The 24,208-nt window shown below is 67.8% G+C and carries 22 protein-coding genes; 15 read left to right on the top strand and 7 right to left on the bottom strand.

Going from position 1 to position 24,208, the window contains the following annotated elements; genetic code table 11:
• Positions 1-32 precede the first annotated feature (32 nt).
• The gene (locus ACSQ2B_RS06050; RefSeq protein WP_436048222.1) at positions 33-941 is read right to left on the bottom strand and encodes a flagellar motor protein MotB; all 909 of its coding nucleotides are present in this window, start codon (positions 939-941) and stop codon (positions 33-35) included.
• A 93-nt stretch (positions 942-1,034) separates the two neighbouring features.
• Between ACSQ2B_RS06050 and ACSQ2B_RS06045 the strand changes: the two genes are divergently transcribed.
• Positions 1,035-1,895, top strand: a complete 861-nt coding sequence (locus ACSQ2B_RS06045; RefSeq protein WP_436048221.1) for an NAD(P)-dependent oxidoreductase — start codon at positions 1,035-1,037, stop codon at positions 1,893-1,895.
• On the top strand, positions 1,892-2,371 hold the full coding sequence (locus ACSQ2B_RS06040) for a GNAT family N-acetyltransferase (protein ID WP_436048219.1): 480 nt from the start codon (positions 1,892-1,894) through the stop codon (positions 2,369-2,371). The genes ACSQ2B_RS06045 and ACSQ2B_RS06040 overlap by 4 nt, the downstream gene beginning before the upstream one ends.
• Positions 2,372-2,418: 47 nt before the next feature.
• On the opposite strand, the gene ACSQ2B_RS06035 is transcribed toward ACSQ2B_RS06040, so the two are convergent.
• Both ACSQ2B_RS06035 and ACSQ2B_RS06030 read right to left on the bottom strand, forming a co-directional pair.
• Entirely contained in the window at positions 2,419-3,180 is a 762-nt protein-coding gene (locus ACSQ2B_RS06035; RefSeq protein ID WP_436048218.1) for a DUF6683 family protein, read from the bottom strand.
• An 80-nt stretch (positions 3,181-3,260) separates the two neighbouring features.
• A complete protein-coding gene (locus ACSQ2B_RS06030) occupies positions 3,261-3,713 on the bottom strand; it encodes a MarR family winged helix-turn-helix transcriptional regulator (RefSeq protein WP_436048216.1) in 453 nt (150 codons plus the stop codon).
• Between the two features lie 70 nt (positions 3,714-3,783).
• Between ACSQ2B_RS06030 and ACSQ2B_RS06025 the strand changes: the two genes are divergently transcribed.
• Both ACSQ2B_RS06025 and ACSQ2B_RS06020 read left to right on the top strand, forming a co-directional pair.
• Complete coding sequence (locus tag ACSQ2B_RS06025) at positions 3,784-4,917, top strand: PLP-dependent aminotransferase family protein (protein ID WP_436048214.1); 1,134 nt, start codon at positions 3,784-3,786, stop codon at positions 4,915-4,917.
• Positions 4,918-5,109: 192 nt separating this feature from the next.
• Complete coding sequence (locus ACSQ2B_RS06020; RefSeq protein ID WP_436048213.1) at positions 5,110-7,593, top strand: TonB-dependent receptor; 2,484 nt, start codon at positions 5,110-5,112, stop codon at positions 7,591-7,593.
• A gap of 122 nt (positions 7,594-7,715) precedes the next feature.
• Here the strand turns inward: ACSQ2B_RS06020 and ACSQ2B_RS06015 are convergent, their stop codons facing one another.
• The 3 genes from ACSQ2B_RS06015 to hemB all read right to left on the bottom strand — a co-directional run bounded on the left by ACSQ2B_RS06015 (position 7,716) and on the right by hemB (position 10,788).
• On the bottom strand, positions 7,716-8,351 hold the full coding sequence (locus ACSQ2B_RS06015; RefSeq protein ID WP_436048211.1) for a LysE family translocator: 636 nt from the start codon (positions 8,349-8,351) through the stop codon (positions 7,716-7,718).
• 317 nt (positions 8,352-8,668) lie between these two features.
• Positions 8,669-9,625: an alpha/beta fold hydrolase gene (locus ACSQ2B_RS06010; protein ID WP_436048209.1), complete on the bottom strand. Its 957-nt coding sequence runs from the start codon at positions 9,623-9,625 to the stop codon at positions 8,669-8,671.
• 152 nt (positions 9,626-9,777) lie between these two features.
• Positions 9,778-10,788 (bottom strand): porphobilinogen synthase, encoded by a 1,011-nt coding sequence (gene hemB, locus ACSQ2B_RS06005; RefSeq protein ID WP_436048207.1) that lies wholly within the window; start codon positions 10,786-10,788, stop codon positions 9,778-9,780.
• 82 nt (positions 10,789-10,870) lie between these two features.
• Here hemB and ACSQ2B_RS06000 point away from each other — a divergent pair, with 82 nt between their 5' ends.
• From ACSQ2B_RS06000 to hemA, 4 genes are all read left to right on the top strand, one after another.
• Positions 10,871-12,010 carry an isobutyryl-CoA dehydrogenase gene (locus ACSQ2B_RS06000; RefSeq protein ID WP_436048205.1) on the top strand — a complete coding sequence of 380 codons (1,140 nt, stop codon included), beginning with the start codon at positions 10,871-10,873 and terminating at the stop codon, positions 12,008-12,010.
• Positions 12,011-12,021: 11 nt separating this feature from the next.
• A complete protein-coding gene (locus ACSQ2B_RS05995; protein ID WP_436048204.1) occupies positions 12,022-13,086 on the top strand; it encodes an enoyl-CoA hydratase/isomerase family protein in 1,065 nt (354 codons plus the stop codon).
• A gap of 43 nt (positions 13,087-13,129) precedes the next feature.
• On the top strand, positions 13,130-13,891 hold the full coding sequence (locus ACSQ2B_RS05990) for a class I SAM-dependent methyltransferase (RefSeq protein WP_436048202.1): 762 nt from the start codon (positions 13,130-13,132) through the stop codon (positions 13,889-13,891).
• A 149-nt stretch (positions 13,892-14,040) separates the two neighbouring features.
• Positions 14,041-15,270, top strand: coding sequence for a 5-aminolevulinate synthase (hemA, locus tag ACSQ2B_RS05985; protein WP_436047754.1), 1,230 nt, complete (start codon positions 14,041-14,043; stop codon positions 15,268-15,270).
• Between the two features lie 35 nt (positions 15,271-15,305).
• On the opposite strand, the gene ACSQ2B_RS05980 is transcribed toward hemA, so the two are convergent.
• Positions 15,306-15,647: a hypothetical protein gene (locus tag ACSQ2B_RS05980; RefSeq protein WP_436048200.1), complete on the bottom strand. Its 342-nt coding sequence runs from the start codon at positions 15,645-15,647 to the stop codon at positions 15,306-15,308.
• A gap of 255 nt (positions 15,648-15,902) precedes the next feature.
• Between ACSQ2B_RS05980 and ACSQ2B_RS05975 the strand changes: the two genes are divergently transcribed.
• The 7 genes from ACSQ2B_RS05975 (at position 15,903) to ACSQ2B_RS05945 (ending at position 24,204) form a co-directional block, all read left to right on the top strand.
• Positions 15,903-16,469: an ANTAR domain-containing response regulator gene (locus ACSQ2B_RS05975; RefSeq protein ID WP_436048198.1), complete on the top strand. Its 567-nt coding sequence runs from the start codon at positions 15,903-15,905 to the stop codon at positions 16,467-16,469.
• Positions 16,466-17,575, top strand: a complete 1,110-nt coding sequence (locus ACSQ2B_RS05970) for a CmpA/NrtA family ABC transporter substrate-binding protein (protein WP_436048196.1) — start codon at positions 16,466-16,468, stop codon at positions 17,573-17,575. The genes ACSQ2B_RS05975 and ACSQ2B_RS05970 overlap by 4 nt, the downstream gene beginning before the upstream one ends.
• 709 nt (positions 17,576-18,284) lie before the next feature.
• Positions 18,285-19,721 carry an alginate export family protein gene (locus ACSQ2B_RS05965; RefSeq protein ID WP_436048194.1) on the top strand — a complete coding sequence of 479 codons (1,437 nt, stop codon included), beginning with the start codon at positions 18,285-18,287 and terminating at the stop codon, positions 19,719-19,721.
• A 41-nt stretch (positions 19,722-19,762) separates the two neighbouring features.
• Positions 19,763-21,043 carry a CmpA/NrtA family ABC transporter substrate-binding protein gene (locus ACSQ2B_RS05960; protein ID WP_436048193.1) on the top strand — a complete coding sequence of 427 codons (1,281 nt, stop codon included), beginning with the start codon at positions 19,763-19,765 and terminating at the stop codon, positions 21,041-21,043.
• Between the two features lie 14 nt (positions 21,044-21,057).
• Positions 21,058-21,954: a nitrate ABC transporter permease gene (gene ntrB / locus ACSQ2B_RS05955; protein ID WP_436048191.1), complete on the top strand. Its 897-nt coding sequence runs from the start codon at positions 21,058-21,060 to the stop codon at positions 21,952-21,954.
• An 11-nt stretch (positions 21,955-21,965) separates the two neighbouring features.
• Positions 21,966-22,766: an ABC transporter ATP-binding protein gene (locus ACSQ2B_RS05950; RefSeq protein WP_436048190.1), complete on the top strand. Its 801-nt coding sequence runs from the start codon at positions 21,966-21,968 to the stop codon at positions 22,764-22,766.
• Between the two features lie 223 nt (positions 22,767-22,989).
• On the top strand, positions 22,990-24,204 hold the full coding sequence (locus tag ACSQ2B_RS05945; protein ID WP_436048189.1) for a nitrate/nitrite transporter: 1,215 nt from the start codon (positions 22,990-22,992) through the stop codon (positions 24,202-24,204).
• The last annotated feature ends 4 nt before the right edge of the window (positions 24,205-24,208 follow it).

Below are 24,208 nucleotides of genomic sequence, written 5' to 3'. Positions count from 1 at the left end.
CGCTTGTGCAAGACGGTTCGCATGCTCCCTGGTCACAGTGCCGGTGATGGCGGAAGCACCGGGGCTTCGCGCAGCAGCACAATGGCGATGCGGCGGTTGCCGGGAAGGCCCGGATCGTCCGGATACAGCGGCTCGGACGTGGCCTTTCCCGAGACCTGATAGACGCGGTCAGGATCGACGCCGGCGTCCTGCAGGATCTTCCGCGACGCATTGGCGCGGGCCGCCGACAGGGTCCAGTCGCTCTCGGCCTTGGAGCCGCCGGGGTTGGCGCTGGTATGGCCGTAAATGCTGATCCGGTTGGGCAGCTGGTTGATCACCTTGGTGATCGCCCGCAGCAGGATCTTGGCCCGGTCGTTCGGCTGGACCGAGTTCTCGTTGAACATCGAGCGGCCTTCCTGGTCGACCAGCTGGATGCGCAGCCCTTCCGGGGTCTGGTCGACGACGATGTTCTTCGACAGCTCCGCCAGCTCGGGCATGTCCTGCAGCGCCTGGCGCAGAGACTGGGCGGCGGAGGAGAAGGCGGCGTCGTCGCGGCGCTTCAGCGCCTCGCGCATCGCCTCGGTCGAGGCGTCCGCCGAGAGCGCGGCCTTGGCGCCGTCTGAGCTCTTGCCATCGTCGGGGTTGCGCGATTCCGGGGACAGCTCCTGGATCACCGAGCTGGAGCCCTTGGACTGGGCGCCGTCCTTGCCCAGAGCGGTGCCGCCGAGGATGCCGCCGGAGCCGGAGGTGGTCTCGGAGACGCTGGCCGGCGCGAAATAGTCGGCGATGCCCCGCTTCTGCTGCGGCGAGGTGGTGTTGATCAGCCACATCAGCAGGAAGAAGGCCATCATCGCGGTCACGAAGTCGGCGTAGGCGACCTTCCACGCGCCGCCATGGTGGCCGTCGCCGCCACCCTTCTTGACCTTCTTGATGATTATCGGGCGTTCGCCGGCGACGGCCATTGGGGGATCCCGAGTGAGGCTGTTAGGACGGCAGGGTGCGCGAGTCCCCGTTAAGATGGGGTTGCGCAAGGATCGATCGGGAGTTTGGCGGCGATGAAGCTGGCGTTCGCGGGGCTTGGGGTGATGGGCTTTCCGATGGCGGGACACCTCGCCCGGGCCGGTCACGAGGTGGTGGTCTACAATCGCAGCCCCGAGAAACCGGCGCGCTGGGTCGAGACCTATGGCGGCCGCTCGGCGGCCACCGTCGCCGAGGCCGCGCGCGAGGCCGAGGTCTTCCTGCTCTGCGTCGGCGCCGACGACGACGTGCGCGCGGTGGTCGGCGAGGCGCTGACGGTCCTGCCCAAGACCTCCGTGGTGGTCGACCACACGACGACCTCGGCGGTGGTCGCCCGCGAGATGGCCGAGCGCGCCGCCGCCGGCGGCCTGGCCTTCGTCGACGCCCCGGTTTCCGGCGGCCAGGCAGGCGCGGAGAACGGCCAGCTCACCATAATGTGCGGTGCAGACCCTGCGGACTTCGCCCGTGTGCAGCCGGTGCTGGAGATCTACGCCAAGGCGCTGAAGCTGATGGGCCCGGTGGGCTCGGGTCAGCTGACCAAGATGGTCAACCAGATCTGCATCGCCGGCCTGGTCCAAGGGCTCGCCGAAGGCCTGCATTTCGCAAAGAGAGCCGGGCTCGATCCGGCGGCGGTCTATGAGGCGATCTCCAAGGGCGCGGCCCAGTCCTGGCAGATGGACAATCGCTGGAAGACGATGAGCGAGGGGAAGTTCGACTTCGGCTTCGCCGTGGACTGGATGCGCAAGGACCTGGGTCTGGTCCTCGACGAGGCCGGCCGCAACGGCGCGGCGCTCGACGTGACGCGGCTGGTCGACGGGTTCTACGCCGAGCTCCAGGCCCAGGGCCGCCGCCGCTGGGACACCTCCAGCCTGGTGGCCAGGCTCGAGAAGCCGCAGTGACCGAGCTGCGGACCGCCCGCCTGACGCTCTCGCCCGTCGTCGAGGATGATGCGGCCTTCGTGCTCGAGCTGCTGAACGACCCGGGCTGGATCCGCAACATCGGCGACCGGGGCGTGCGGTCTCTGCAGGAGGCCCGGGCCTATATCCGCGACCGGTTCGGAAAGACGCTGTGGCTGGTGGCGCGCGACGCCGCCGGCGAGCGGCTCGGCATGTGCGGCCTCGTCCAGCGGGAGATCCTGGACAGCCCTGACCTCGGCTACGCCTTCCTGCAGCGTCACAGCGGCCAGGGCTACGCGACCGAGGCGGCCGCGGCGGTCCTGCAGCATGTGCGCGAAGTGCTGCGTCTGCCGAAGCTCGCCGCCATCATCGATCCCGAGAACCGCGCATCCCGGCGGGTCCTGGAGAAGATCGGCTTCCGCTACGTGGAGACGCGCGACCTGCCGGACCTGGGCGCCAGCGCCTACTTTCTCGCCTGAGCCGGCGTCAGCGAGAGCATCGCGCCCAAGTCCCAAGATTCCCGGTCTCAGCCGCCGGGGCCGAAGCCGGCGCGGGTGAGCCGAAGTTGGCGCAAGTCGACGCCCATCTCGTTTCGGAAGCGCGCGACCGCCGCGTCGGCCAGCTTGCGCTTTAGCGCGTCATCACGGGCGCCCATGGCGTGCTCGTAGGCCGCCTGCTGGGTGATGAAGTTCAGCATGAGCACCTCGGCCATTTCCTGCCGCTGGGCTTCGTTCAGGCGTGCGAACGTGGGGTTGGAGACAAGGGACCGTCGGATCTGCTCCGCGACGACGCGGCCGGAGGCGCCGCTGACGTCGACCAGGCCGTTGGCCATCAGATAGTTGAGCATCCAGTAGGCGGCGAGGGCGTCGGCGGCGTCGCCGGCGCGCAGGCCCTCCGGCGCGACGAGCTGCGCCCAATTGGTCACGAAGTCTCGCCGCGCCAGCGCGGTTTCGTACTCCCCCGCGGCTTGCGGCCCGAGCGATTTGCCGATGAAGGCGATGTACTGGCGCTTCACCCGATCTGTGACCGTGGGCGAGGCGCGATAGCGCGTAGAGGGGACGGAGGCGCGGGATGGCGGGGTTGCGGCGGCGGGGCCCGGTTTGGCCGCGCCCACGGCAGAGCGGCTGATCGCCTGGGCTACGGATTCCCGCACCGGCTGCATCATCAGCTGGTTCATCGCCATGGCCGGCGCGATGCCGCCCCCGGCGGTGAACATCTGGGCGGCCGCGGCGACGGGCGTCGTGATTCCAACAAGGGCGACGGCGGCCCTGAGCCAGACGTTGCGCACCGGAAACCTCCTCTGCCTCGGGCGCAATCCTCGGTCGTGAAAGCGGCGAAAGACAGGCGTGGGGCGTGCGGCCCGTCGGTTCAGGCGCTGGACCGGACGAGCTCGGCCATCACCGAGCGCCAGCCTTCTTCGTCGCCCGGCCCGGCGCGGTCGAAGGCCGACTGCAGCAGCTCCATCTGGGCGCCGGTGAGCTCGGCCTCCAGGCGCTCGCCTTCCGCGGTGAGGCGCAGGTTCTTCGAGCGGCGGTCGACCGGGTCGCCGACGGCGCTCACGAGGTCCATGTCGAGCAGCTGCCGCAGGGGCGCGTTCAGCGCCTGTTTGCTGACGGCCAGCAGATCCAGCAGGCCGCGGACCGAGACGTCCGGGCGGCGGCCGATGAAGTAGAGGATGCGGTGGTGCACGCGGCCGAGGCCGCGCCGCTCCAGGATCCGGTCGGCCCGGTCGGTGAATCCCCGATAGGCGAAGTAGAGCAGCTCGATCGCATTTCGCAGCTCCTCTGGGCGCAGCTCTTCCTGGCGCTTTAGGTCAACCATATTGACGTGGATAGCCGCTTCGGCTTAACGATGTCGATAGGTCAATATCATTGACATTGTGGAGCCCTCGATGGCGCGTCTCTCGATGCGGACCGGCGATCTGCACGCCTCGCCGGTCCGCGACATGCTCAATGTGGCGATGCGGCCCGAGGTGATCTCCTTCGCCGGCGGGCTGCCTGCGGCGGAGACCTTCGCCGGCCTCGATGTTCCCACGGCCCCGCGCGAGCTTCTCCAGTACGGCCCCACCGAGGGGGAGCCGGAGCTTCGCGCCCGCATCGCCGAGGAATTGAGCGGGCTGGGGATCGACGCCTCGCCCGAGCGGGTGCTGGTGCTGTCGGGGTCCCAGCAGGGCATCGACCTGGCGGCCAAGCTGGTCGTCGATGCGGGCGCTGGCGTCGCCGTCGAGGAGCCGGCCTATCTGGCGGCCCTGCAGGTGTTCCGCTTCTTCGGCGCGCAGTTTTCCGGGCTGGATCGGGCCGACCCAGCACGGGGCTGGGACCAGGCGCCGCCGAGGCTGGCCTATGTGACGCCGACCTTCCAGAACCCGACGGGGATCTGCTGGACCGCCGAAGAGCGGCAGGCGCTCGCCGGCGCCTGCGACCGCCATGACGTGATCCTGTTCGAGGACGATCCCTATCGCGATCTGGCCTACGAGGCCTGCGAGCGCCGGCCGGCCGTCGCGAGTTGCGAACGGGCGTCCTGGATCTACCAGGGCTCCTTCTCGAAGACGGTCGCGCCGGGGCTGCGGCTGGGCTTCCTGGCGGCTTCCGAAGACCTCTTCACCTATCTGGTGCGCCTGAAGCAGGCCGCCGACCTGCACACCAACCGGCTGAGCCAATGGATGGTGCTGCAATACCTGAACGCGCCGGACCGCGCCCAGCGGATGGGGCGGGTCACCGCCTTCTACCGTGAGCGGCGCGATACCTTCGACCGGGCGCTGCACCGCCACCTCGGCGGCCTGGCGGACTGGACCGCGCCGGCCGGCGGCCTGTTCTTCTGGGTGACCCTGCGCGGCGGGATCGACGCCCAGGCGCTGCTGAACAAGGCGCTCGAGCGAAATGTGCTCTTCACGCCCGGCGGCCACTTCATGGCCCAGGGCGGCGCCAGCGCCTCCATCCGCCTGAACTTCAGCCTGGCGGCCCCGGACGACGCCGAGCGGGGGCTGCGGATCCTGGGCGAGCTGCTGCGGGAGGCGGCGGCCTGACGCCGTAGCCGTCCTGCCGGGGCCGCCGAACCCGATCCCTGTGGGCGGCGTGGCGCGCACGCGCGCCCTATCGAGTCCCTGGCGCGAAATGTCGATACGTCTGCTCACTTTTAGGCGCCGCTTCATCGGATCAACGAGAAGCTGGCCAATCCGGAGAAACAATCCGGCACGGCGGCAAGGGGAGGGCTGCCTATGGACCGCCGTTCAAGCAAGCTGCGCCTGCTCGTGGGAGTCGCGCTTACGAGTCTGGGGCCTGCGATCCCGGCTCTGGCGCAGAGCCAGGAGGCTGCAACCACCCTCGGCGATGTCATCGTTACAGCGCGCCGCACGCAGGAACGCCTGCAAGACGTGCCGATCTCGATCACCGTCTACAGCGAAGAGCAGATCGCCAACCGCAACATCGTCACCGCGACTGACCTTGGAACCTATACGCCCTCACTGTCGGTCAACCAGAGATTCGGTCCGGAGAAGAGCTCCTTCGCCATTCGCGGCTTTGTCCAGGAACCGAGCACGGCGCCTTCGGTCGGCGTCTATTTCGCCGACGTCGTCGCCCCGCGCGCGCAGGGCGGCACGACGTCAGGCAACACAGCCGTCGTCGGCTCGTTCATGGACCTGCAGAACGTGCAGGTGCTGAAGGGGCCGCAAGGCACACTGTTCGGTCGCAACACCACCGGCGGCGCGGTGCTGCTGGTGCCCAACAGGCCCGTCGACAGCCTCGAGGGCTGGGTCGAGGGCCAGGCCGGCGACTACAACATGTGGCGCGCCCAGGGCGTGCTCAACGTACCGGTCAATGACAAGCTGAGGTTTCGTCTGGCCCTCGATCGCAACAAGCGCGATGGCTATATGAAGAACAAGTCGGGGATCGGGACCGACAACTACAATGACGTCAACTATTTCGCGGGCCGTCTCAGCGCCATTGTCGATCTGACGCCGGATCTCGAGACCTACACGATCGGAACATACAGCAATTCATTTTCCCGTGGCTACGGGACGCGTATCGCTGTGTGCAATCCCAATGTGACCCCGGCGAGCGGCGGCGCCATCTTCACCGCATTGCCGGCCTGCGACCAGATCGCGCGAGCGGAAGCCCGGGGTGACGGCCCGCTCGACGTCGACATCAACAACCCGGATCCGTATCTGAAGCTGCGCCACTGGGCGGTCATCAACACCACGACCTGGCGGGCGAGCGACACGCTGACGATCAAGAATATCGTCAGCTATCAGGAGTTCCGCGAACGGGCGAGCTTCAGCCTCAACGGCGACAACTTCACCTCCCGGTTCCCGGCCGGTTTGCCGGCCTCGCGGTTCCCGAACGGCGTGCCCTTCAGCTATATTCTGCTCAATCCAGCGGGCGACGGAAACAATTCGGCGCAGTCGACCTTCTCGGAAGAACTGCAGTTCCAGGGACGGGCCGCCGACGATCGCCTGACCTGGCAGGCCGGCGGCTATCTTGAGCAGAGCGATCCGATCGGCTTCAGTGCGGGCTATACCGGCATTCTGGCCACCTGCACGAACCCATCCATTCTGGCCTGCACCAATCCGTTCGGATCCGGACAGATCTCCGCCTCTGCGACCAAGTTCTGGTTCAGAAACAAGGGGGTCTATGCTCAGGCGACCTATGAGCTGACCGACCAGCTGAGCCTGACAGGCGGCATCCGCTATACGTGGGACAAGACCCGGGCGCTCGCCCAGAGCACCCGGATCGCCCCGCAGGCGGACGGCAGCTTTGTCGAGACCTGCAACGACGTCGTGCGCTTCTTCAACGGCGCGCCGGGTGTTCCGCTGGTCGTGACCGATCAGGCTCAGTGCCGCTTCCAGCCGCCGGCAGAGAAGTCGAAGAAGCCGACCTGGCTGATCGACGTCGATTACAAGCCGACTGACGATGTCCTGCTCTACGCCAAATATGTGCGCGGCTATCGCGCCGGCGGGATCAACATGACCTCGATCGGGCTGGAGGGCTGGGGGCCGGAAAAGGTCGACAACTATGAGGTCGGGGTGAAGACCGGCTTTCGCCACGGCGCGGTGCGCGGCAGTCTCAACGTCGCCGCCTTCTACAACAAGCTGAGCAACCAGCAGCTCAACGTCAGTGCGCCCTCCAGCGTAGCCGGCTTCGCGGGGGCCCAGCCCACTGTCAACGCCGGCAAGTCGAAGATCCAGGGCGTCGAGGTCGATGGCGTCGCGACCTTCTTCGACAGGCTCAGGTTCGAACTGGGCTACACCTACCTCGACACCGAGCTGATCAGCATCAACGTGCCGCCGATTCCCGCAGGCGCACCCTATTCGGCGTTGATCCCGACCGCCGTCGCGGGCGGACCGCTCGCGCTCGCGCCGAAGAACCGTGTGTCGCTGACAGGAACCTATACGCTCCCGCTGTCTGACAGAGTCGGGGAGGTCTCTCTGGCGGCGACGTTCGTTCACACCGACAAGCAGACGATTACGCAAGCCACGCTTCCCGACTTCCGGGAGGTGCCTGCCACCGACCTGCTCAACCTGAACGTCAACTGGAACAACGTCATGAGCAAGCCGATCGACCTGGCCTTCTTCGTCACCAATGTGACGAACGAGAAGTACCCGGTCTCCGTCGGCAGCACCTATAATTCGGCCGGCTTCGAGAACCTTCTCTATGGCGCGCCGCGCATGTGGGGCGTCCGGCTGCGCTACAGTTTCGGCGGCTGAGTGGGCGCTGGCGGTCCTGTTTGGACCTCATGCCTTTCCGGGCATGTAGCCGTCGCTCCGAGGTCTGTCGGGTCGACGGCCGCCGCCGTGAAAGCGCCCGCGGATGACGCCCCAACTGCGCCTCAGCGTTGCAGCAGGTCACGAAGTGAAGGGACGAGCGACACCACCAGAAGCGCAGCCATCGACAGGTTGAAGGCGCGCAGAACGCCCGGCCGGGTGAGCGCTCCCCTGAGCCCGACGCCGAAGCCCGTCCATGAGGCGATGCACGGCAGGTTGATGGCCGCGAACACGGCGCCGATCAGCAGCACATTGGCGACATAGGCGTCTTGCGGCGCAAAGGCGGTGACGGCTCCAAGAGCCATCGCCCAGGCCTTCGGGTTGACCCACTGAAACGCCACCGCTTCCCAGAATGTCTGTGGGCGCGCGGCCGACGCCTGGCTTCCGCCCAGGTGCTTCGAGGCGCCGATCTTCCACGCCAGCCATAGGAGATAGGCCGCGCCGATCACCGTCAGCACGTCGTGCAGGGCGGGGTAGGCGTGGAACAACCCGCCCAGGCCGAGGCCTACCGCGAGCACCAGCACCAGGAAGCCGATCGAAACGCCCGCAAGGTGCGGACGCGTGGCGCGGAACCCGAAATTTGCGCCCGAGACCATGAGCATGGTGTTGTTCGGCCCGGGCGTGATCGAGCTGGCGAACGCGAAGATCGCGAGCGCGCTCAGCAGATCGGGCGTCAGGGTCGGACTGGGAAACGTAGGCATCGGAAGCTCCTGGGCTGGAGACTCCGACTGCGGATCAGGATCGGAACCGAAGCCCCCCGCCGTCGGAGGGGCTGCGGACTCGTTCGGCTAAACCGAATTCAGATCCCGCCTTCCTCCCATGCGCCTGCCGTCCGCCAGGCGATTGCCGGGCGGCTCATAGCTTTGGCTACGGCGCGCTGGAGGGAGTGGATCATGCGCAGCCGCATAACACGGTCATGCAAGCTTGGCCACATGTCGCTTCTGGAATCCGGTGCGGGAGGGCGAAGATCTGCCTTCGACCCGGCCGGACTATGTCGGCCATTGGAAATCACGAGGCGCTACCTGCCCGCCGACCAGCTTCTGATGGCCGAGGCTATGCCGTGGGCGTCTTCCTCGAGCGCGAAATGTCCGGTGTTAAAGTACCGGATCTCGACGTCCTTGACGTCCCGCCGGAAGGCTTCGGCCCCAGCCGGGGTGAAGCCCTGATCGTTCTTGCCCCACACGACCAGCGTCCTCGGCTGGAACCTTCGCAGGTAGTCCTGCCACTGCGGATAGAGGCGGATGTTCGTGCGGTAGTCGGCAAGCAGGGCCGTCTGGATGCGGCGCGCCTCCGGCCTTTGCAGCGCCGCTTCATCCACCGTCCAGGCGTCAGGATTCAGCCCCGCGACGTCCCGGGCGCCGGTCTGGTACATGAACCGGATGAAGCTTGGGGATACGAGGCCGGCGTCTTCCGATCGGCCGGCCGGCTGTGGCGGAAAGCCCTCTACATAGGCGTTTGCATTCTGCACGATCAGGCCGCGGACCCGGTCGGGGCGGGCGACCGCCATCCTGAAGCCGACGGGCCCGCCAAAATCCTGGACGTAGAGCACGTAGGACTTGACCCCCACCGCCGCGACAAATTTCTCCATCATCGACGTCAGCTCGGAAAAGGTCGGTGCGAAGACGTCTGATCGCGGCGCATCGCTGTAGCCGAAGCCAGGATAGTCAGGCGCCACCAGGTGGAAGCGGTCGGACAGCAATGGCATCAGGTCGCGAAACATGTGCGATGATGAGCTGAAGCCATGCAGGAGCAGGATGGTTGGACGCTTGGGGTCTCCGGCCTCGCGGTAGAAGAGGCGGACGCCGTCGACCCCCACCCAGCGGTAGCGGATGCTCGTCTGATCCTCGATCCGCGTCACATCGCGGGCGGGGCGCTGCGCCTCGGCGGAGGCGGCCGTCGACACGGACGCCGCGGCGATCGCCGCGGCGAGCAGGAGGACGAGGGCTCTGGGACTCGGCGACGCAGGCGCGGCCATCAGCTGAATCTCCGACCGTGGCAGGGGTGCAAAAGGGAGCACGACCGCACGGGCGGACATATCCAATTCATCTTGTCGACTTGATCAGCGCGGCTGAGCGTAATCCGCGGCCGAGCCGAAGATCGGGGCGCCATCGCCGCTCACGTCAAAGCCTAGGCCCCCAGCAACCTCGCCGCCCGCGGGGCGAAATAGGTGATCACGCCCGCCGCGCCGGCGCGCTTGAAGGCGCCCAGCGTCTCCAGGATGGCGCGCTCCTCGTCCAGCCAGCCGTTCTGGGCGGCGGCCATCAGCATCGCGTACTCGCCGGACACCTGGTAGGCGAAGGTGGGGACCTGGAAGGCGTCGACCACCTGGCGGACGATGTCGAGGTAGGGCAGGCCCGGCTTGACCATGACCATGTCCGCGCCCTCGGCGATGTCGAGGGCGACCTCGCGCAGCGCCTCCTGATGGTTGGCGGAGTCCATCTGGTAGGTCTTCTTGTCGGACGGCGCGCCGCCTGTGCCCAGCTTGCCCGAGCCGATGGCGTCCCGGTACGGACCGTAGAAGGCCGAAGCGTATTTGGCGGCGTAGGACATGATCATGACGTCCGTCAGACCCTCGGCCTCGAGCGCCTGGCGCAGGATCCCACAGCGGCCATCCATCATGTCTGAGGGCGCAAGGATGTCGCAGCCGGCCTTGGCCTGCATCAGCCCCTGTTCGACCAGCCGCTCGATGGTGGCCTCGTTGTGGATGCGCCCCTCGCGGACGATCCCGTCGTGGCCGTGGTCGGTGAAGGGGTCGAGCGCCACGTCGCACATGATCCCGACCTCGGGGGCGGCGTCCTTCATCGTCTTGACCGCCCGGGCGATCAGGCCGTCGGGGTCGTGGGCCCCGGTTCCGACCGCGTCCTTCTTGGCGCCGTCGATGTGCGGGAAGACGGCGATCGCCGGAATTCCCAGGGCCTTGGCCTCCTTGGCCGCGGCGCCGACGTCCTTCAGCGACAGGCGCGAGACGCCGGGCATGGAGGCGACGGGGATCTGGCCTTCGCCCTCGTGCACCACCATCGACCAGATCAGGTCGGCCGGCGTCAGGACGGTCTCGCGGACCAGACGGCGGATCCAGTCGGCCTGGCGCAGCCGGCGCAGGCGCAGGGCGGGATAGGCGGCGAGGGGCGCTTTGCTCATCTTGCGGGTCCTGAACCTTCCGCCGTCGAGGTGCAAGACTTCCGTTATTGACAGGCGTCCAGGCTCGCGCCAGTTGCGACCCATGGATTTCAATCTCACCGAAGACCAGCGCGCGATCCAGGACATGGCTCGCGACTTCGCCGCGGCTGAGCTTGCGCCGCACTCGGCCCACTGGGACGAGGAAAAGGTCTTCCCGGTCGAGGCGCTGCGCGCCGCCGCCGCCCTGGGCCTGGCGGGCATCTATATCAACGAGGACGTCGGCGGCTCCGGCCTCGGCCGGATGGAGGCCTCGATCATCTTCGAGGCGCTGTCCTACGGCGACGTGGCGACGGCGGCCTTCCTGTCGATCCACAACATGTGCGGCTGGATGATCGACAAGTTCGGCGCCGACGAACTGCGCCAGCGATTCCTGCCGAAGCTGACCACCATGGAGCTGGTGGCCAGCTACTGCCTGACCGAGCCGGGCGCCGGATCGGACGCGGCCTCGCTGTCGACCCGCGCGGTCAAGGACGGCGACGCCTATGTGCTGACCGGCTCCAAGGCCTTCATCTCCGGCGGCGGCGTCTCGGACGTCTATGTGGTCATGGCCCGCACCGGCGGCCCCGGGCCAAAGGGGATCTCGGCCTTTGTGGTGGAGAAGGGGACGCCCGGCCTGTCGTTCGGCGCCCAGGAAAAGAAGATGGGCTGGAACGCCCAGCCGACCGCCCAGGTCAATTTCGACGATTGCCGGATTCCAGAGGCGAACCGTATCGGGGCCGAGGGCGACGGCTTCAAGTTCGCCATGGCCGGCCTCGACGGCGGGCGCATCAACATCGCCTCCTGTTCGCTGGGCGGGGCGCGTCTCGCGCTCGACACCGCCAAGGCCTATCTCGAGACCCGCAAGCAGTTCGGCCAGCCGCTGAAGGAGATGCAGGGGCTGCAATGGCGCATCGCCGACATGGCGACCGAGCTCGACGCGGCCCAGCTGATGGTGCGCCGCGCGGCCTTCTCGCTGGACAACAAGCTGCCGGAGGCGACCAAGCACTGCGCCATGGCCAAGCGGTTCGCCACCGACGCCGGCTTCGAGGTCGCCAATCAGGCGCTCCAGCTGCACGGCGGCTATGGCTATCTGAAGGACTATCCCCTGGAGCGGATCGTGCGCGACCTGCGCGTCCACCAGATCCTCGAAGGCACCAATGAGATCATGCGCGTGATCACCGCGCGCGAGATGTTCCGGCAATGAGCGAGCCCCCCATGAGCGCGATTGGCTTGAACGAAGCGGAAGTCCTGGTCCGCGTCGAGGGACGGGTGGGACGCCTCACGCTCAACCGGCCCAAGGCGCTGCATTCGCTGACCCTGAACATGTGCCGCCTCATGACTGAGGCGCTGCTGGCCTGGCAGGACGACGCAGGCGTCGAGCTGGTGCTGATCGACAACAGCGGCGAGCGCGGCTTCTGCGCCGGCGGCGACATCCGGGTGCTCTACGACAGCGCGGCCGACGACGGCCGGCTGGCCCGCGAGTTCTTCTTCGTCGAGTACCAGCTCAACGAGCTCCTGTTCCGCTACGCCAAGCCGGTGGCGGCGATCATCGACGGCGTCGTCATGGGCGGCGGCGTCGGCATCTCCATGCCGGCGACCTTCAGGGTGGCGACCGAGCGAACCACCTACGCCATGCCGGAGACCGGCATCGGTCTCTTCCCCGACGTCGGCGGCGGCTGGTGGCTGCCGCGCATGCCCGACCACATCGGCATCTGGCTGGCGCTGACCGGGGCCCGCATCAAGGCCGCCGACTGCGAGCTGGTCGGCGTCGCCACCGACTATGTGCCAAGCGCCCAGATCGAGGCGCTGAAGGCCGCCATCATCGCCGATCCGGCCGCGATCGAGACCCTGCTCACCGAGTTCGAAGGCGACGCCGGCCGGCCGACCATCGCCGCCCACCAGGACGAGATCGCCCGGATCTTCTCCCTGGACGGCGTCGAGGCGATCGTCGAGGCCCTGAAGGCCGCCGACACCGACTGGGCGCGCCAGCAGCTGGAAGTGCTGGCCACCAAGTCGCCGCAGACCGTCAAGGTCGCCTTCCGCCAGCTGCAGCTGGGCGGCCAGGCCAAGACCTTCGCCGAGAACATGGCGATGGAGTACCGCATCGGCGCCCGGGTGGTCATGCGGCCCGACTTCACCGAAGGCGTGCGCGCGGTGATCGTCGACAAGGACAATGCGCCGCGCTGGAACCCGCCGACCCTGGAAGGGGTGACCGAGGCGCTGCTGGACGAGATCTTTGCGCCCCTGCCGCCAGAACAGGAATGGACGCCGCTGCCGTAAACTGGCGTCCTGCACGGCGTCGTTTGGATCTTCGGAGACTTGGATGTCACGCAAGCTGTTGATGGCCGCCACCGCGGCGCTGGCTGTCGCCCTGAGCGGCGGCGCCTTCGCCGGACCGCACGAGGCCCACCATGGCGCGGCGGCCCAGGCGATCGCCGATCCGGGCCGTCCGGCCGCCGACGTGGCGCGTGACGCCGACCGCAAGCCGGCCGAGATGCTGGCCTTCGCCGAGGTGAAGCCGGGCGAGGTGGTCGCCGAGCTGCTGCCCGGCGGCGGCTACTTCACCCGGATCTTCTCCAAGGCCGTCGGTCCCAAGGGCCGCATCTACGCCGTGGTCACCGAGGCGCAGGCCAAGGCCGAGAAGCCGCCGGCGGTGAACGCGATCGCCGCGGATCCGGCCTATGCCAATGTGAAGGTGGTCGCCGCCCAGTTCGCCGCCCTGGCGCTGCCGGAAAAGGTCGACCTGATCTGGACGTCGCAGAATTACCACGACCTGCACCTGGCCAAGTACAACGACGACGTCGCGGCGGTGAACCGGGCGATCTACCAGGCGCTGAAGCCCGGCGGTCTCTATGTCGTGCTCGACCACGCCGCCGCGGCCGGGACCGGCCTCGACATTCCCGACAAGCTGCACCGGATCGACCCGGCGATCGTCCGGCGCGAGGTGGAGGCCGCGGGGTTCCGGTTCGAGGGCGAGAGCTCGGTGCTGCGAAATCCTGCCGACGACCACACGCTTCAGGTGTTCGATCCGGCGATCCGCGGCCACACCGACCAGTTCGTTTATAAATTTCGAAAGCCGAAGTAAGGCCTTGGGCGGACGATCGGCGAACCTTCGCGGCGCGATGCGGGCGCTGCTTCTGGACATGGGCCGCGCGCGGTGCGAAAAGCCCCGCAATTGCACGGGAATCCCGCCGCGCGCGAGATCGCCGAACGCTGGGCGGATTGCATAGGTCGATGGATTACAGAGACGCCTTCCGGGTTGCTTTGGACAAGGTCCGGGGCGAGGGCCGCTATCGTGTGTTTGCGGACCTGAAGCGCCACCGCGGGGATTTCCCGCGGGCGACCTGGACGCGTGGGGACGGGACGACGGCGGAGGTCGTGGTCTGGTGCTCGAACGACTATCTCGGCCAGGGCCAGAATCCGGTGGTGCTGGACGCCATGCAGCGGGCTTTGGAAGAGGCCGGCGCGGGCTCCGGGGGCACGCGGAACATCTCGGGCACCACCCACTATCACGTGGAGCTTGAGCGCGAGCTGGCGGACCTGCACGGCAAGGAAGCCGCGCTGCTGTTCACCTCGGGCTACGTCTCCAACGAGGCGACGCTGTCGACCCTGTTCAAGATCCTGCCGGGTCTGATCGTCTTCTCCGACGCGCTGAACCACAATTCGATGATCAGCGGCATCCGGCTGGGCCCGAAGGCGCAGCGGCGGGTGTTCCGCCACAACGACCTTGAGCATCTCGAGGAGCTGCTGCGCGAAGCCCCGGCCGACGCGCCCAAGCTGATCGCCTTCGAGAGCGTCTATTCGATGGACGGCGACATCGCCGACCTGCCGGCCACGGTGGCGCTGGCCAAAAAATACGGCGCGATGACCTACCTCGACGAGGTGCATGCGGTGGGCATGTACGGCCCCCGCGGCGCGGGCGTGGCCGAGCGCGACGGGGTGATGGGCGAGATCGACATCGTCGAAGGCACCCTGGGCAAGGCGTTCGGGGTGATGGGCGGCTATATCGCCGCCGACGCGGTGATCGTCGACGCCATCCGCAGCTACGCCGACGGCTTCATCTTCACCACCTCGCTGCCGCCGGCGCTGGCGGCCGGGGCGGCGGCCTCGATCCGCTGGCTGAAGGACCACAATGAGGTGCGCGTGGCGCACCAGGCGCGGGCCGCGACGCTGAAGGCGCGGTTCGCCCAGGCGGGCCTGCCGGTGATGGCCTCGGCCAGCCACATCGTCCCGGTGCTGGTGGGCGATGCGCATCACTGCAAGCTGATCTCGGACATCCTGCTGTCGGACCACGGGGTCTACGTCCAGCCGATCAACTATCCGACGGTGCCGAAGGGGACCGAGCGGCTGCGCTTCACGCCGTCGCCCGGCCACACCGACGCGATGATGGACGACCTGGTCGCGGCCATGGAAGCCCTCTGGGTCCGCTGCAACGTCGCCCGCATGGGCGGGATCGCCGCCTAGCCGCGGCGTCCCACCCGCGCCTGAGCCCGCCCACCTCAGTATCGATAGCCGTAGCCGTAGCCGTAATAGGGTTCGCGCTCGTACCGCCTCGAGTAGCTGTCGTGGCGGTGGTGACGACGGCGATTGTCATACCGATCCCATTGGTCCGGCCGACCGTCGCGGTCCCGATCCCGGCCCCATTCCACGCGGTCCGGGACGCCGTCTCGATCGCTGTCGCGGTAACCGCGGCGATAATGCCCGCCGCGGGATTCCCAGCCGTAACCGTAAGCCGGCCGATCGTAGTAGGAGCCGCCATAATAGCCATGGGGATGGGCCATCGCCGCCCCGCCCATGAGGGTCATTGCAGCCGCCGCTGCGGGCAGAAGCCACTTTTTCATCGGGAGACCTCCTCAGTGTCCGCCCGCAGACTGCGCCACCCCGCCTGAACGTGGGCGGGGTGGCGAATTCATCAGCCGTTCACCCCGTCGGCGGTGGCCTGTCGCCGCAGTGTCCACCCTTGGACTTGACCTGTGCAAAGATGAGGCGCCATTGCGCATCTCGTAGGCGATTTCGTGCGTCAGCACGGCTTCTCCATGACGTAGCTCGGATCAGGGACCTCACCTCTGCTTAGTCGCCCCGGTATGCGAGTCTTGGTGGTTGATCCTGATCCCGCCCGCGCCGCCCTGGTCGTGGAGGGCTTGGCCGGCGTGCATCCGCTTGAGGTGCGCCACGCCACCGTCTTCGACGAGAACGAGGCCGCGGTCTTCGAGCCGGACGTCGTGGTGGTGGCCGCCGACAGCCCTGATCGCGACACCCTGGAAAATCTGCAGGATGCCAGCGTCCTCAATCCGCGTCCGGTGGTGATGTTCGTCGACCGTTCGGAGCCGGGGCTGGCCGAAGCCGCCGTGCGAGCCGGCGTCGCCGCCTACATCGTCGACGGCCTGGCGCCGGCCCGGGTGCGCGACATCCTCGAGGTGGCGATGAGCCGCTTTCGGCTGATGCACCAGCTGCGGCAGGATCTGGAGAAGGCCAAGGCGGACCTAGCTTCTCGCAAGACGGTCGAGCGGGCCAAGGCGCTCCTGATGAAGGAGCGGGGCCTTGAGGAGGAGCAGGCCTACAAACTGCTCCGCAAACTTTCGATGGACACTGGCCGACCGCTCGGCGCGGTGGCCTCCGACCTGCTGGCGTTCGCGGGCGTGCTTAAGGGAGACGGAGCGTGAGCCGGGCGAGCGACCTTACCCTGGGCTTCGTGCCCCTCAACGACGCCGCGCCGCTGGTGGTGGCGCAGGAGCGCGGTTTCTTCACCGCCGAGGGACTGTCCGTGCGGCTGAGCCGCGAGGTTTCCTGGGCGACGGTGCGTGACAAGGTGGCGGCCGGCGCGCTCGACGGCTCGCACATGCTGGCCCCGATCGCGCTCGCCTGCACCCTGGGCGCCGGCGGCGATCCGCAGCCGATGATCGCGCCCATGGCGTTGAACCGCAGCGGGGCCGCCTTCACCCTGTCGCGACGGCTGACGTCGACGTTCGCGCCGGGCGAGACCCGGCGTGCGGCCCTGGCCCGGGTGATCGCCCAGCGCCGCGCCCAGGGCGAGGCGCCGCTCGTCTTCGCCGTGGTCTTTCCCTATTCGATGCACAACTACCTGCTGCGCTACTGGCTGGCGGATGGAGGCATCGACCCCGACCTGGACGTGCGCATCACCGTCGCGCCGCCTTCGCGCATGGCCAGCCGCCTGGCCGCCGGCGAACTCGACGGCTTCTGCGCCGGCGAGCCCTGGAACGCCGTCGCCGAGGATGGAAACCTGGGCGAGGTGGCGGTCCGCGCCTTCGAGGTCTGGCGGGATGGGCCGGAGAAGGTGTTCGGCGTCACCGCCGACTGGGCGACGCGCAATCCGGAGGCGCTCCAGGCCCTGTTGCGTGCGCTCTTGAAGGGCGCCGCCTGGGCCGACGATCCGGAGAACCGCGCCCAGCTGGCGCAGATCCTGGCCCAACCGGAATATGTCGACGCGTCGGTGGGCAGCATCGCCCGATCGCTGCCGACCACCAGCTTCCACCGCAACGCCGCCAACGCGCCCCTGCCGGTCCAGGCCGGCTGGCTGCTCAGCCAGATGATGCGCTGGGGCCATGCGCCGCCTGATCTCGACATCCGGGCCATGGCAGAGGCGGTTTATCGGCTGGACCTCTACAATCAGGCCGCCGCGGATCTCGGCTGGTCCACGGTCAGTGCGCCTGAAGCCGCCGACGGCTTCGCCGACGGCCGGGTCTTCCGGCTCGGCGAGGCGCAGGCTTACGCCCAAAGCTTCACGCTCGGCCGGCTGATCGGAAGCTGACGTCCTGACCCCTGGGGCGATCCCGGCGCCTGGCGGCCGAAAGGCGCCCTGGAGTCGCTAGGAGCAGCCTTCGGCGTAGCGTCGACGTCCTCCTCGGCTCGCCTTCGGCCGAACGCCTCGGTCTTCCGTCGCGAAGGACGGGCGACCTGCCAATCTCCGCACATCCTTGCGACGCCGGCCCGGCCGACTTGCGCGCGCCTGCGAACCTGCCCGCCTGCCGGTATTAGGTCGTTTCCCGATACTCTTTCACCTCGCGTCGGTGATCGTTCAGTGGGCTTTGATGGATCGGTTGGCGATATAATGAGCAACGTCGGCGCGGCTTGCCTGGGCGATTCTTGCTCACGCCGCGAGTTCCACCCCGGTTGTGCCTCAACATGAGTCAAAAATGCGCTCTCGAACCTTGGCGCCCACTTGGCGCCCACGATCTGAGCGCTGGAATCTGCATTATATTTGGGCGGCGCCGGCGTTTTCGGCGCCGCGGAGCTGGGCAGATTCGCCAAATACCCGCGGTTTGAGCGTTGCGGGTGCGAAGGAATATTGCCGTCCCCGTCGGGCCAGGGCGACATCACCCGGCGATCGCGGGGCAACGAAGTCTCGCGACGGCCAAAAGGCCTTCGGCGCAGCGATTGCGCCGAATTCATCGGACACCGACGTCCGCACGGGGCTTTACGCCCCGCGCGGGCGTTTTTTTTGGCTTGGGGGATAAGCCTTGAAACGACTGAAGACAGCGCTCGTCGCGAGCGCCGCCGGCGCCGCTTTGACCTGGGCGGGGCTCGCCCAGGCGCAGACTACGACGCAGGCCACGCCGCCGGAAGCGACGGCCACCGCGGACGCGGACGGCCTGGGCGAGGGGACGGCGGCGACCGCGCCGCCGGCCGCCGAGCCGGTCATTGCGACGCCCGAACCGGCCGCCGCGCCGGCCCCGCCGCCGACGGTCAGCGACGCGGTCGCCGCCGGGAAGGTGATCCTGGAAGTGCGGGCGCGCTACGAGTCGGTCGATCAGAAGAAGACCGCCACCCTGACCCGCGACGCCGAGGCCTACACGGTGCGCACCCGGCTGGGCTGGGAGACGGGCGCCTGGCACGATGTGAAGGGCCTCGTCGAGTTCGAGGACGTCCGGCTGATCGGTCCGGAGCACTATGCGGTCAACGTGCCCGGCGCGACGACCGCGCCGCTGAACGGGGCGAACAAGGCCAAATACCCGCTGATCAACGATCCGAAGGTCACCGAGCTCAACCGGCTGCAGCTGACCTGGACGCCGAACGCCGCCTTCTCCGCGACCATCGGCCGGCAGCGGATCCTGCTCGACGACCAGCGCTTCGTCGGCAACGTCGGCTGGCGCCAGGACGAGCAGACCTTCGACGCCCTGCGACTGGACGGCGCCTGGGGCCGCTTCAAGGGGACCTACGTCTACGTCAACCGGGTGAACCGGATCCTGGGCGAGCTCAGGGACTGGGACTCCGACAGCCATCTGGCCAACCTGACCTGGTCGCCGGCCGAGCAGCTGCGGCTGCAGGGCTTCGTCTACGCTCTTGATTTCGAGAACTCGCGGCCGAACACCTCGCTGACCTACGGGGTGAAGGCGGGGGGCAAGACCTGGGTCGGTCTCTACCAGCTGGCCTACAACGCCACCTGGGCGCGGCAGAGCGACTACCACAACGCCACCCCCAAGTACGAACTGGACTACTGGGGCGCGGACCTCGCCGGGACCTTCGACATCTACACCGCCAAGGTCTCCTACGAGTCGCTGGAAGGGAACGGGACGCGCGGCTTCACCACGCCTCTGGCCACCGTCCACGCCTTCCAGGGCTGGTCCGACGCCTTCGTCCAGCCGCTGGGCGGCAACAAGGGCTTCGTCGACGGGCTGAAGGACTTCAACGTCAGCCTGAACGCCAAGCCGCGCTTCAAGCGGACCTACTTCTTCAACTCCGACATCATCGTCCGCTACCACATTTTCGAGGACCAGCGGACCGGCGCCAGCCTCGGCAGCGAGTGGAACGTCCAGCTGCTGGCTGCGATCACGCCCAAGCTGACTGCGGCCCTGAAGTACGCCGACTTCGAGCGCGACAATTCGGTGCCGCTCGGCACGGCGGCCCCGCCGCCTTCCCGCACCAAGGTGTGGTTCACGCTGGAATACAAGCTGTGAACCGAAACGCCTCCAATTCCTCAAATTCGCAGGACATTTCCATGACCGATCCGAAACCGACCGGCCTCACGCGTCGAGGCGCGATCACCGCCGCGGCCGCCACCATCGCCGCCGCCAAGACCCTGCTGCCGTCGGGCGCCTTCGCCGCCGGGCCCGGGCCCGAAGTGGCCAAGGCCAAGCTGGGCTTCATCGCGCTCACCGACGCCTCGCCGTTGATCATCGCCAAGGAGCGCGGCCTGTTCGCCAAGTACGGCATGCCCGACGTCGAGGTGCTGAAGCAGGCGTCCTGGGCGGCCACCCGCGACAACCTGGTGCTGGGCTCCGGCGGCGGCGGCATCGACGGCGCGCACATCCTCTCGCCGCTGCCCTATCTGATCACCACCGGCCAGGCGACCGGCGGCCGGCCGATGCCGATGAACATCCTGGCCCGCCTGAACACCAACGGCCAGGCGATCAGCGTCGGCAACGACCTGAAGGCCGTGAAGGTCGGGCTGAACAGCGCCGGCGCCAAGGCCAAGTTCCTGCAGCTGAAGGCCGCCGGCAACATGGCCAAGGTCGCCATGACCTTCCGTGGCGGCACCCACGACCTGTGGATCCGCTACTGGCTGGCGGCCGGCGGCATCAACCCCGACGCCGACGTCTCCACCATCGTCATCCCGCCGCCGCAGATGGTGGCCAACATGAAGTCCGGGACCCAGGACGCCTTCTGCGTCGGCGAGCCCTGGAACGCTCAGCTGGTCAACCAGCGCGTCGGCTACACCGCCTGCCTGACCTCCGAAATCTGGATGAACCACCCGGAGAAGGCGCTCGGCATGCGCGCCGACTGGGTCGCCAAATATCCCCGCGCCGCCCAGGCCATCACCATGGCGGTGATGGAAGCCGCCATCTGGTGCGACAAGATGCAGAACCGCCCGGCGATGTGCTCCATCGTCTCTGGCCGGCAGTACATCAACGTGCCGATGAACGACATCCTGCCCCGGCTGCAGGGGAACGTCGACTACGGCGACGGACGCAAGGCCCAGGGTTCCGGCCACGTCATGAAGTTCTGGGCCGACAACGCCTCCTTCCCCTTCAAGTCCCACGACCTGTGGTTCCTGACCGAGGACGTCCGCTGGGGGGTGCTGCCGCAGTCGACGAACAAGATGGCCCTGGTCAACAAGGTCAACCGCGCCGACATCTGGCGCGCCTCGGCCAAGGCGCTGGGCGTTCCGGCGCCGGCCTCCGACAGCCGCGGCGTCGAACGCTTCTTTGACGGCAAGGTCTTCGATCCGGCGAACCCGGCTGCCTACTTGGCGAGCCAACCCATCAAGAAGCTGGTCTGAGAGGAGGCTGAGCCATGGCTCTACGCGCCGTTTCGATGAACCCTGACCCCGCGGCCAAGGCGCCGGCGGAGATCCTTCCCATGCCCACGCCCAAGCGCCCGTCGCGCCTCGTCGTCAAGTTCGGGGAGGCGACGCGTGAGACTCTTGGCCTCGTCCTTCCGCCGCTGGTGACCATCAGCATCCTGCTGTTCTTCTGGCAGATGATGGCGGTCAAAATGCCCGCCGGCCTGCCGTCGCCGACGACGATCTGGACCGACTCTCGCGAGCTGATCCTGCATCCGTTCTTCGACAACGGCGGGGTCGACAAGGGGCTGTTCTGGCACGCGCTGACCAGCCTCAAGCGCGTCGCCATCGGCTTCAGTTTCGCGGCGGTGGTCGGCATCGCCTTCGGCGTGCTGGTCGGCTCCAGCCGACTGGCGCACCGTGGTCTCGATCCGATCTTCCAGGTGCTGCGGACGGTTCCTCCGCTCGCCTGGCTGCCGATCTCGCTGGCGGCGCTGCACCAGGCCAATCCCTCGGCGCTGTTCGTGATCTTCATCACGGCGATCTGGCCGGTGATCATCAACACCGCCGTCGGCGTCCGCAACGTGCCGGAAGACTATCGCAACGTCGGCCGGGTACTGCGGCTCTCGCCCACGGGCTATTTCTTCAAGATCCTGCTGCCGGCGGCCACGCCCTACATCTTCACCGGCCTGCGCATCGGGATCGGCATGAGCTGGCTGGCCATCGTCGCGTCCGAGATGCTGCTCGGCGGCGTCGGCGTCGGCTTCTTCATCTGGGACCAGTACAACGCCTCCCGCATCTCCGACATCATCGTGGCCCTCGTTTGGGTGGGACTGGTGGGCTTCGCCCTCGACCGTCTCGTCGCCCTGCTTGGCCGTATCGTCTCCCGCGGCGCGTCGGCGGGCTGAAGGAGCACATCATGGTCAAATCCTATCTCTCCATCGAAAACGTCGGCGTGACCTTCAAGGGGCGCGGCGTGGTCTCCGAGGTGCTCCGCGGCATCGATCTGCAGGTCGATCAGGGCGAATTCGTCTCGATCATCGGCCACTCGGGCTGCGGCAAGTCCACCCTGCTGAACGTGGTGGCGGGCCTGGTGCCGGTCAGCATGGGAGCGGTGATCCTCGACAAGGTCGCGGTCGAAGCTCCGGGGCCCGAGCGGGCGGTGGTGTTCCAGAACCACTCCCTGCTGCCCTGGCTCAGCGTCTACGAGAACGTCCGCCTGGGCGTCGACCAGGTGTTCAAGGGGACCCGCAGCCGGACCGAGCGGCACGAATGGACGCTGCACAACCTCAACCTCGTGCAGATGACCCACGCCAAGGACAAGCGGCCGTCGGAGATCTCCGGCGGCATGAAGCAGCGGGTCGGCATCGCCCGCGCCCTGGCGATGGAGCCGAAGGTCCTGCTGCTGGACGAGCCGTTCGGCGCGCTGGACGCCCTGACCCGCGCCAACCTGCAAGACAGCGTGATGGAGATCCACGCCAAGCTCGGCAACACGGTGATCATGATCACCCACGACGTCGACGAGGCGGTGCTGCTGTCCGACCGGATCGTGATGATGACCAACGGACCGGCGGCCACGATCGGGCAGATCCTTCCGGTCGATCTGGCCCGTCCGCGGCGCCGGCTCGAGGTCGACATGACGTCGACCTATGTGACGGCGCGCCACGCGGTCGTGGCCTTCCTGCATGAACGAGCCCCTGGGGTTCGTGCGGCCGCGTGAGCCCAAAACGGAGGCGCCCGGTCTCGACCGGGCGCCGTCTTTTTGCGCTTCGGTAAGGAAGTGCTTGTGAATTGACGTTTGAGGCATGACCCGCCGCCGTGGGCATGCTTCTTCTTCAGTCAGGCCCAGTGAACAACGGCGTTCGCAGCCAGACCGGTTCGAAGACGAACCGATCAAACCCAGGCGACGCCGCCGCTCCACCGCAATCGCACGGGGCACTCACATGCTGAGCCGTTCATTCCTGAAAGCCGGCCACGCGCCGACACTGTTCTCCGCCTTCCTGTATTTCGACCTGTCCTTCATGGTCTGGGTGCTGCTGGGCCCATTGGGCGTGGCGATCGCCAAGGACTTCCATCTCGATCCCGCCCAGAAGGGCCTGATGGTGGCGCTTCCCGTGCTGTCCGGTGCGCTGCTGCGCCTGGTCGCCGGCGTCATGGTCGACCACGTCGGCCCCAAGAAGACCGGGATGATCGGCCAGCTCATCGTGCTGAGCGGCCTGCTGGTCGCCTGGAAGCTCGGCGTCCACAACTATAACCAGGTGCTGGCGCTGGGCGTGTTGCTCGGCGTGGCCGGCGCCTCCTTCGCCGTGGCCCTGCCGCTGGCTTCGCGCTGGTATCCGCCGGAGCACCAGGGCCTGGCCCTGGGCATCGCTGGCGCCGGCAACTCGGGCACGGCGCTCGCCGCCCTGTTCGCGCCGGGCCTCGCCCAGCACTTCGGCTGGAGCAATGTGATCGGCCTAGCCGCCCTGCCGCTGGCCGTCGCCTTCATCGTCTACATGATCTTCGCCAAGGACGCGCCGAACCGGCCTGCGCCCAAGAAGCTCGCTGAATATCTCGACGTGCTGAAGATCGGCGACGCCTGGTGGCTGATGTGCCTCTACGGCGTCACCTTCGGCGGCTTCGTCGGCCTGTCGTCCTCGCTGACCATCTACTTCAACGCCGAGTATGGCCTGCCCGCCGTCACCGCCGGCTTCTTCACCGCCGCCTGCGTGTTCGCCGGCTCCTTCATCCGCCCGGTGGGCGGAGCGATCGCCGACCGCATCGGCGGGGTGCGGACCCTGACCGTGGTCTATGTGCTGGCCGCCCTGGGCCTCGCGGTGGCGAGCTTCAAGATGCCGAACACCTGGATGGCGCTGGGCGTGATCATGTTCGTCATGGCGAGCCTGGGCGCAGGCAACGGCGCGGTCTTCCAGCTCGCCCCGCAGCGCTTCGGCAAGGAGATCGGCGTGGTGACCGGCTTCGTCGGCATGACCGGCGGCGTCGGCGGCTTCTATCTCGCCTCCAGCCTGGGCTGGGCCAAGCAGGTCACCGGCTCTTATCAGGTCGGCCTGCTCGCCTTCGCCGGCCTCGCCTTGCTGGCGCTGGCGGGTCTCACCGGGGTGAAGGCGCGCTGGCGCCGGACCTGGGGCGCCGACGCCACCGCAGCCGTTCGTCTCTAGCATC

Origin of the sequence: Phenylobacterium sp. LjRoot225, from assembly GCF_964252855.1 — a bacterium.
Taxonomy (GTDB): domain Bacteria; phylum Pseudomonadota; class Alphaproteobacteria; order Caulobacterales; family Caulobacteraceae; genus Phenylobacterium.
The sequence above is the reverse complement of the archived record's forward strand: the minus strand, read 5'-3'. Positions and strand labels throughout refer to the sequence as shown.

Coding starts and splice junctions, on each gene's coding strand:
- ACSQ2B_RS06050 (WP_436048222.1), bottom strand. CDS start 941: ATGGCCGTCGCCGGCGAACGCCCGATAATCATCAAGAAGGTCAAGAAG.
- ACSQ2B_RS06045 (WP_436048221.1), top strand. CDS start 1,035: ATGAAGCTGGCGTTCGCGGGGCTTGGGGTGATGGGCTTTCCGATGGCG.
- ACSQ2B_RS06030 (WP_436048216.1), bottom strand. CDS start 3,713: ATGGTTGACCTAAAGCGCCAGGAAGAGCTGCGCCCAGAGGAGCTGCGA.
- ACSQ2B_RS06025 (WP_436048214.1), top strand. CDS start 3,784: ATGGCGCGTCTCTCGATGCGGACCGGCGATCTGCACGCCTCGCCGGTC.
- ACSQ2B_RS06020 (WP_436048213.1), top strand. CDS start 5,110: ATGGACCGCCGTTCAAGCAAGCTGCGCCTGCTCGTGGGAGTCGCGCTT.
- ACSQ2B_RS06015 (WP_436048211.1), bottom strand. CDS start 8,351: ATGCCTACGTTTCCCAGTCCGACCCTGACGCCCGATCTGCTGAGCGCG.
- ACSQ2B_RS06010 (WP_436048209.1), bottom strand. CDS start 9,625: ATGGCCGCGCCTGCGTCGCCGAGTCCCAGAGCCCTCGTCCTCCTGCTC.
- hemB (WP_436048207.1), bottom strand. CDS start 10,788: ATGAGCAAAGCGCCCCTCGCCGCCTATCCCGCCCTGCGCCTGCGCCGG.
- ACSQ2B_RS06000 (WP_436048205.1), top strand. CDS start 10,871: ATGGATTTCAATCTCACCGAAGACCAGCGCGCGATCCAGGACATGGCT.
- ACSQ2B_RS05995 (WP_436048204.1), top strand. CDS start 12,022: ATGAGCGCGATTGGCTTGAACGAAGCGGAAGTCCTGGTCCGCGTCGAG.
- ACSQ2B_RS05990 (WP_436048202.1), top strand. CDS start 13,130: ATGTCACGCAAGCTGTTGATGGCCGCCACCGCGGCGCTGGCTGTCGCC.
- hemA (WP_436047754.1), top strand. CDS start 14,041: ATGGATTACAGAGACGCCTTCCGGGTTGCTTTGGACAAGGTCCGGGGC.
- ACSQ2B_RS05980 (WP_436048200.1), bottom strand. CDS start 15,647: ATGAAAAAGTGGCTTCTGCCCGCAGCGGCGGCTGCAATGACCCTCATG.
- ACSQ2B_RS05960 (WP_436048193.1), top strand. CDS start 19,763: ATGACCGATCCGAAACCGACCGGCCTCACGCGTCGAGGCGCGATCACC.
- ntrB (WP_436048191.1), top strand. CDS start 21,058: ATGGCTCTACGCGCCGTTTCGATGAACCCTGACCCCGCGGCCAAGGCG.
- ACSQ2B_RS05950 (WP_436048190.1), top strand. CDS start 21,966: ATGGTCAAATCCTATCTCTCCATCGAAAACGTCGGCGTGACCTTCAAG.
- ACSQ2B_RS05945 (WP_436048189.1), top strand. CDS start 22,990: ATGCTGAGCCGTTCATTCCTGAAAGCCGGCCACGCGCCGACACTGTTC.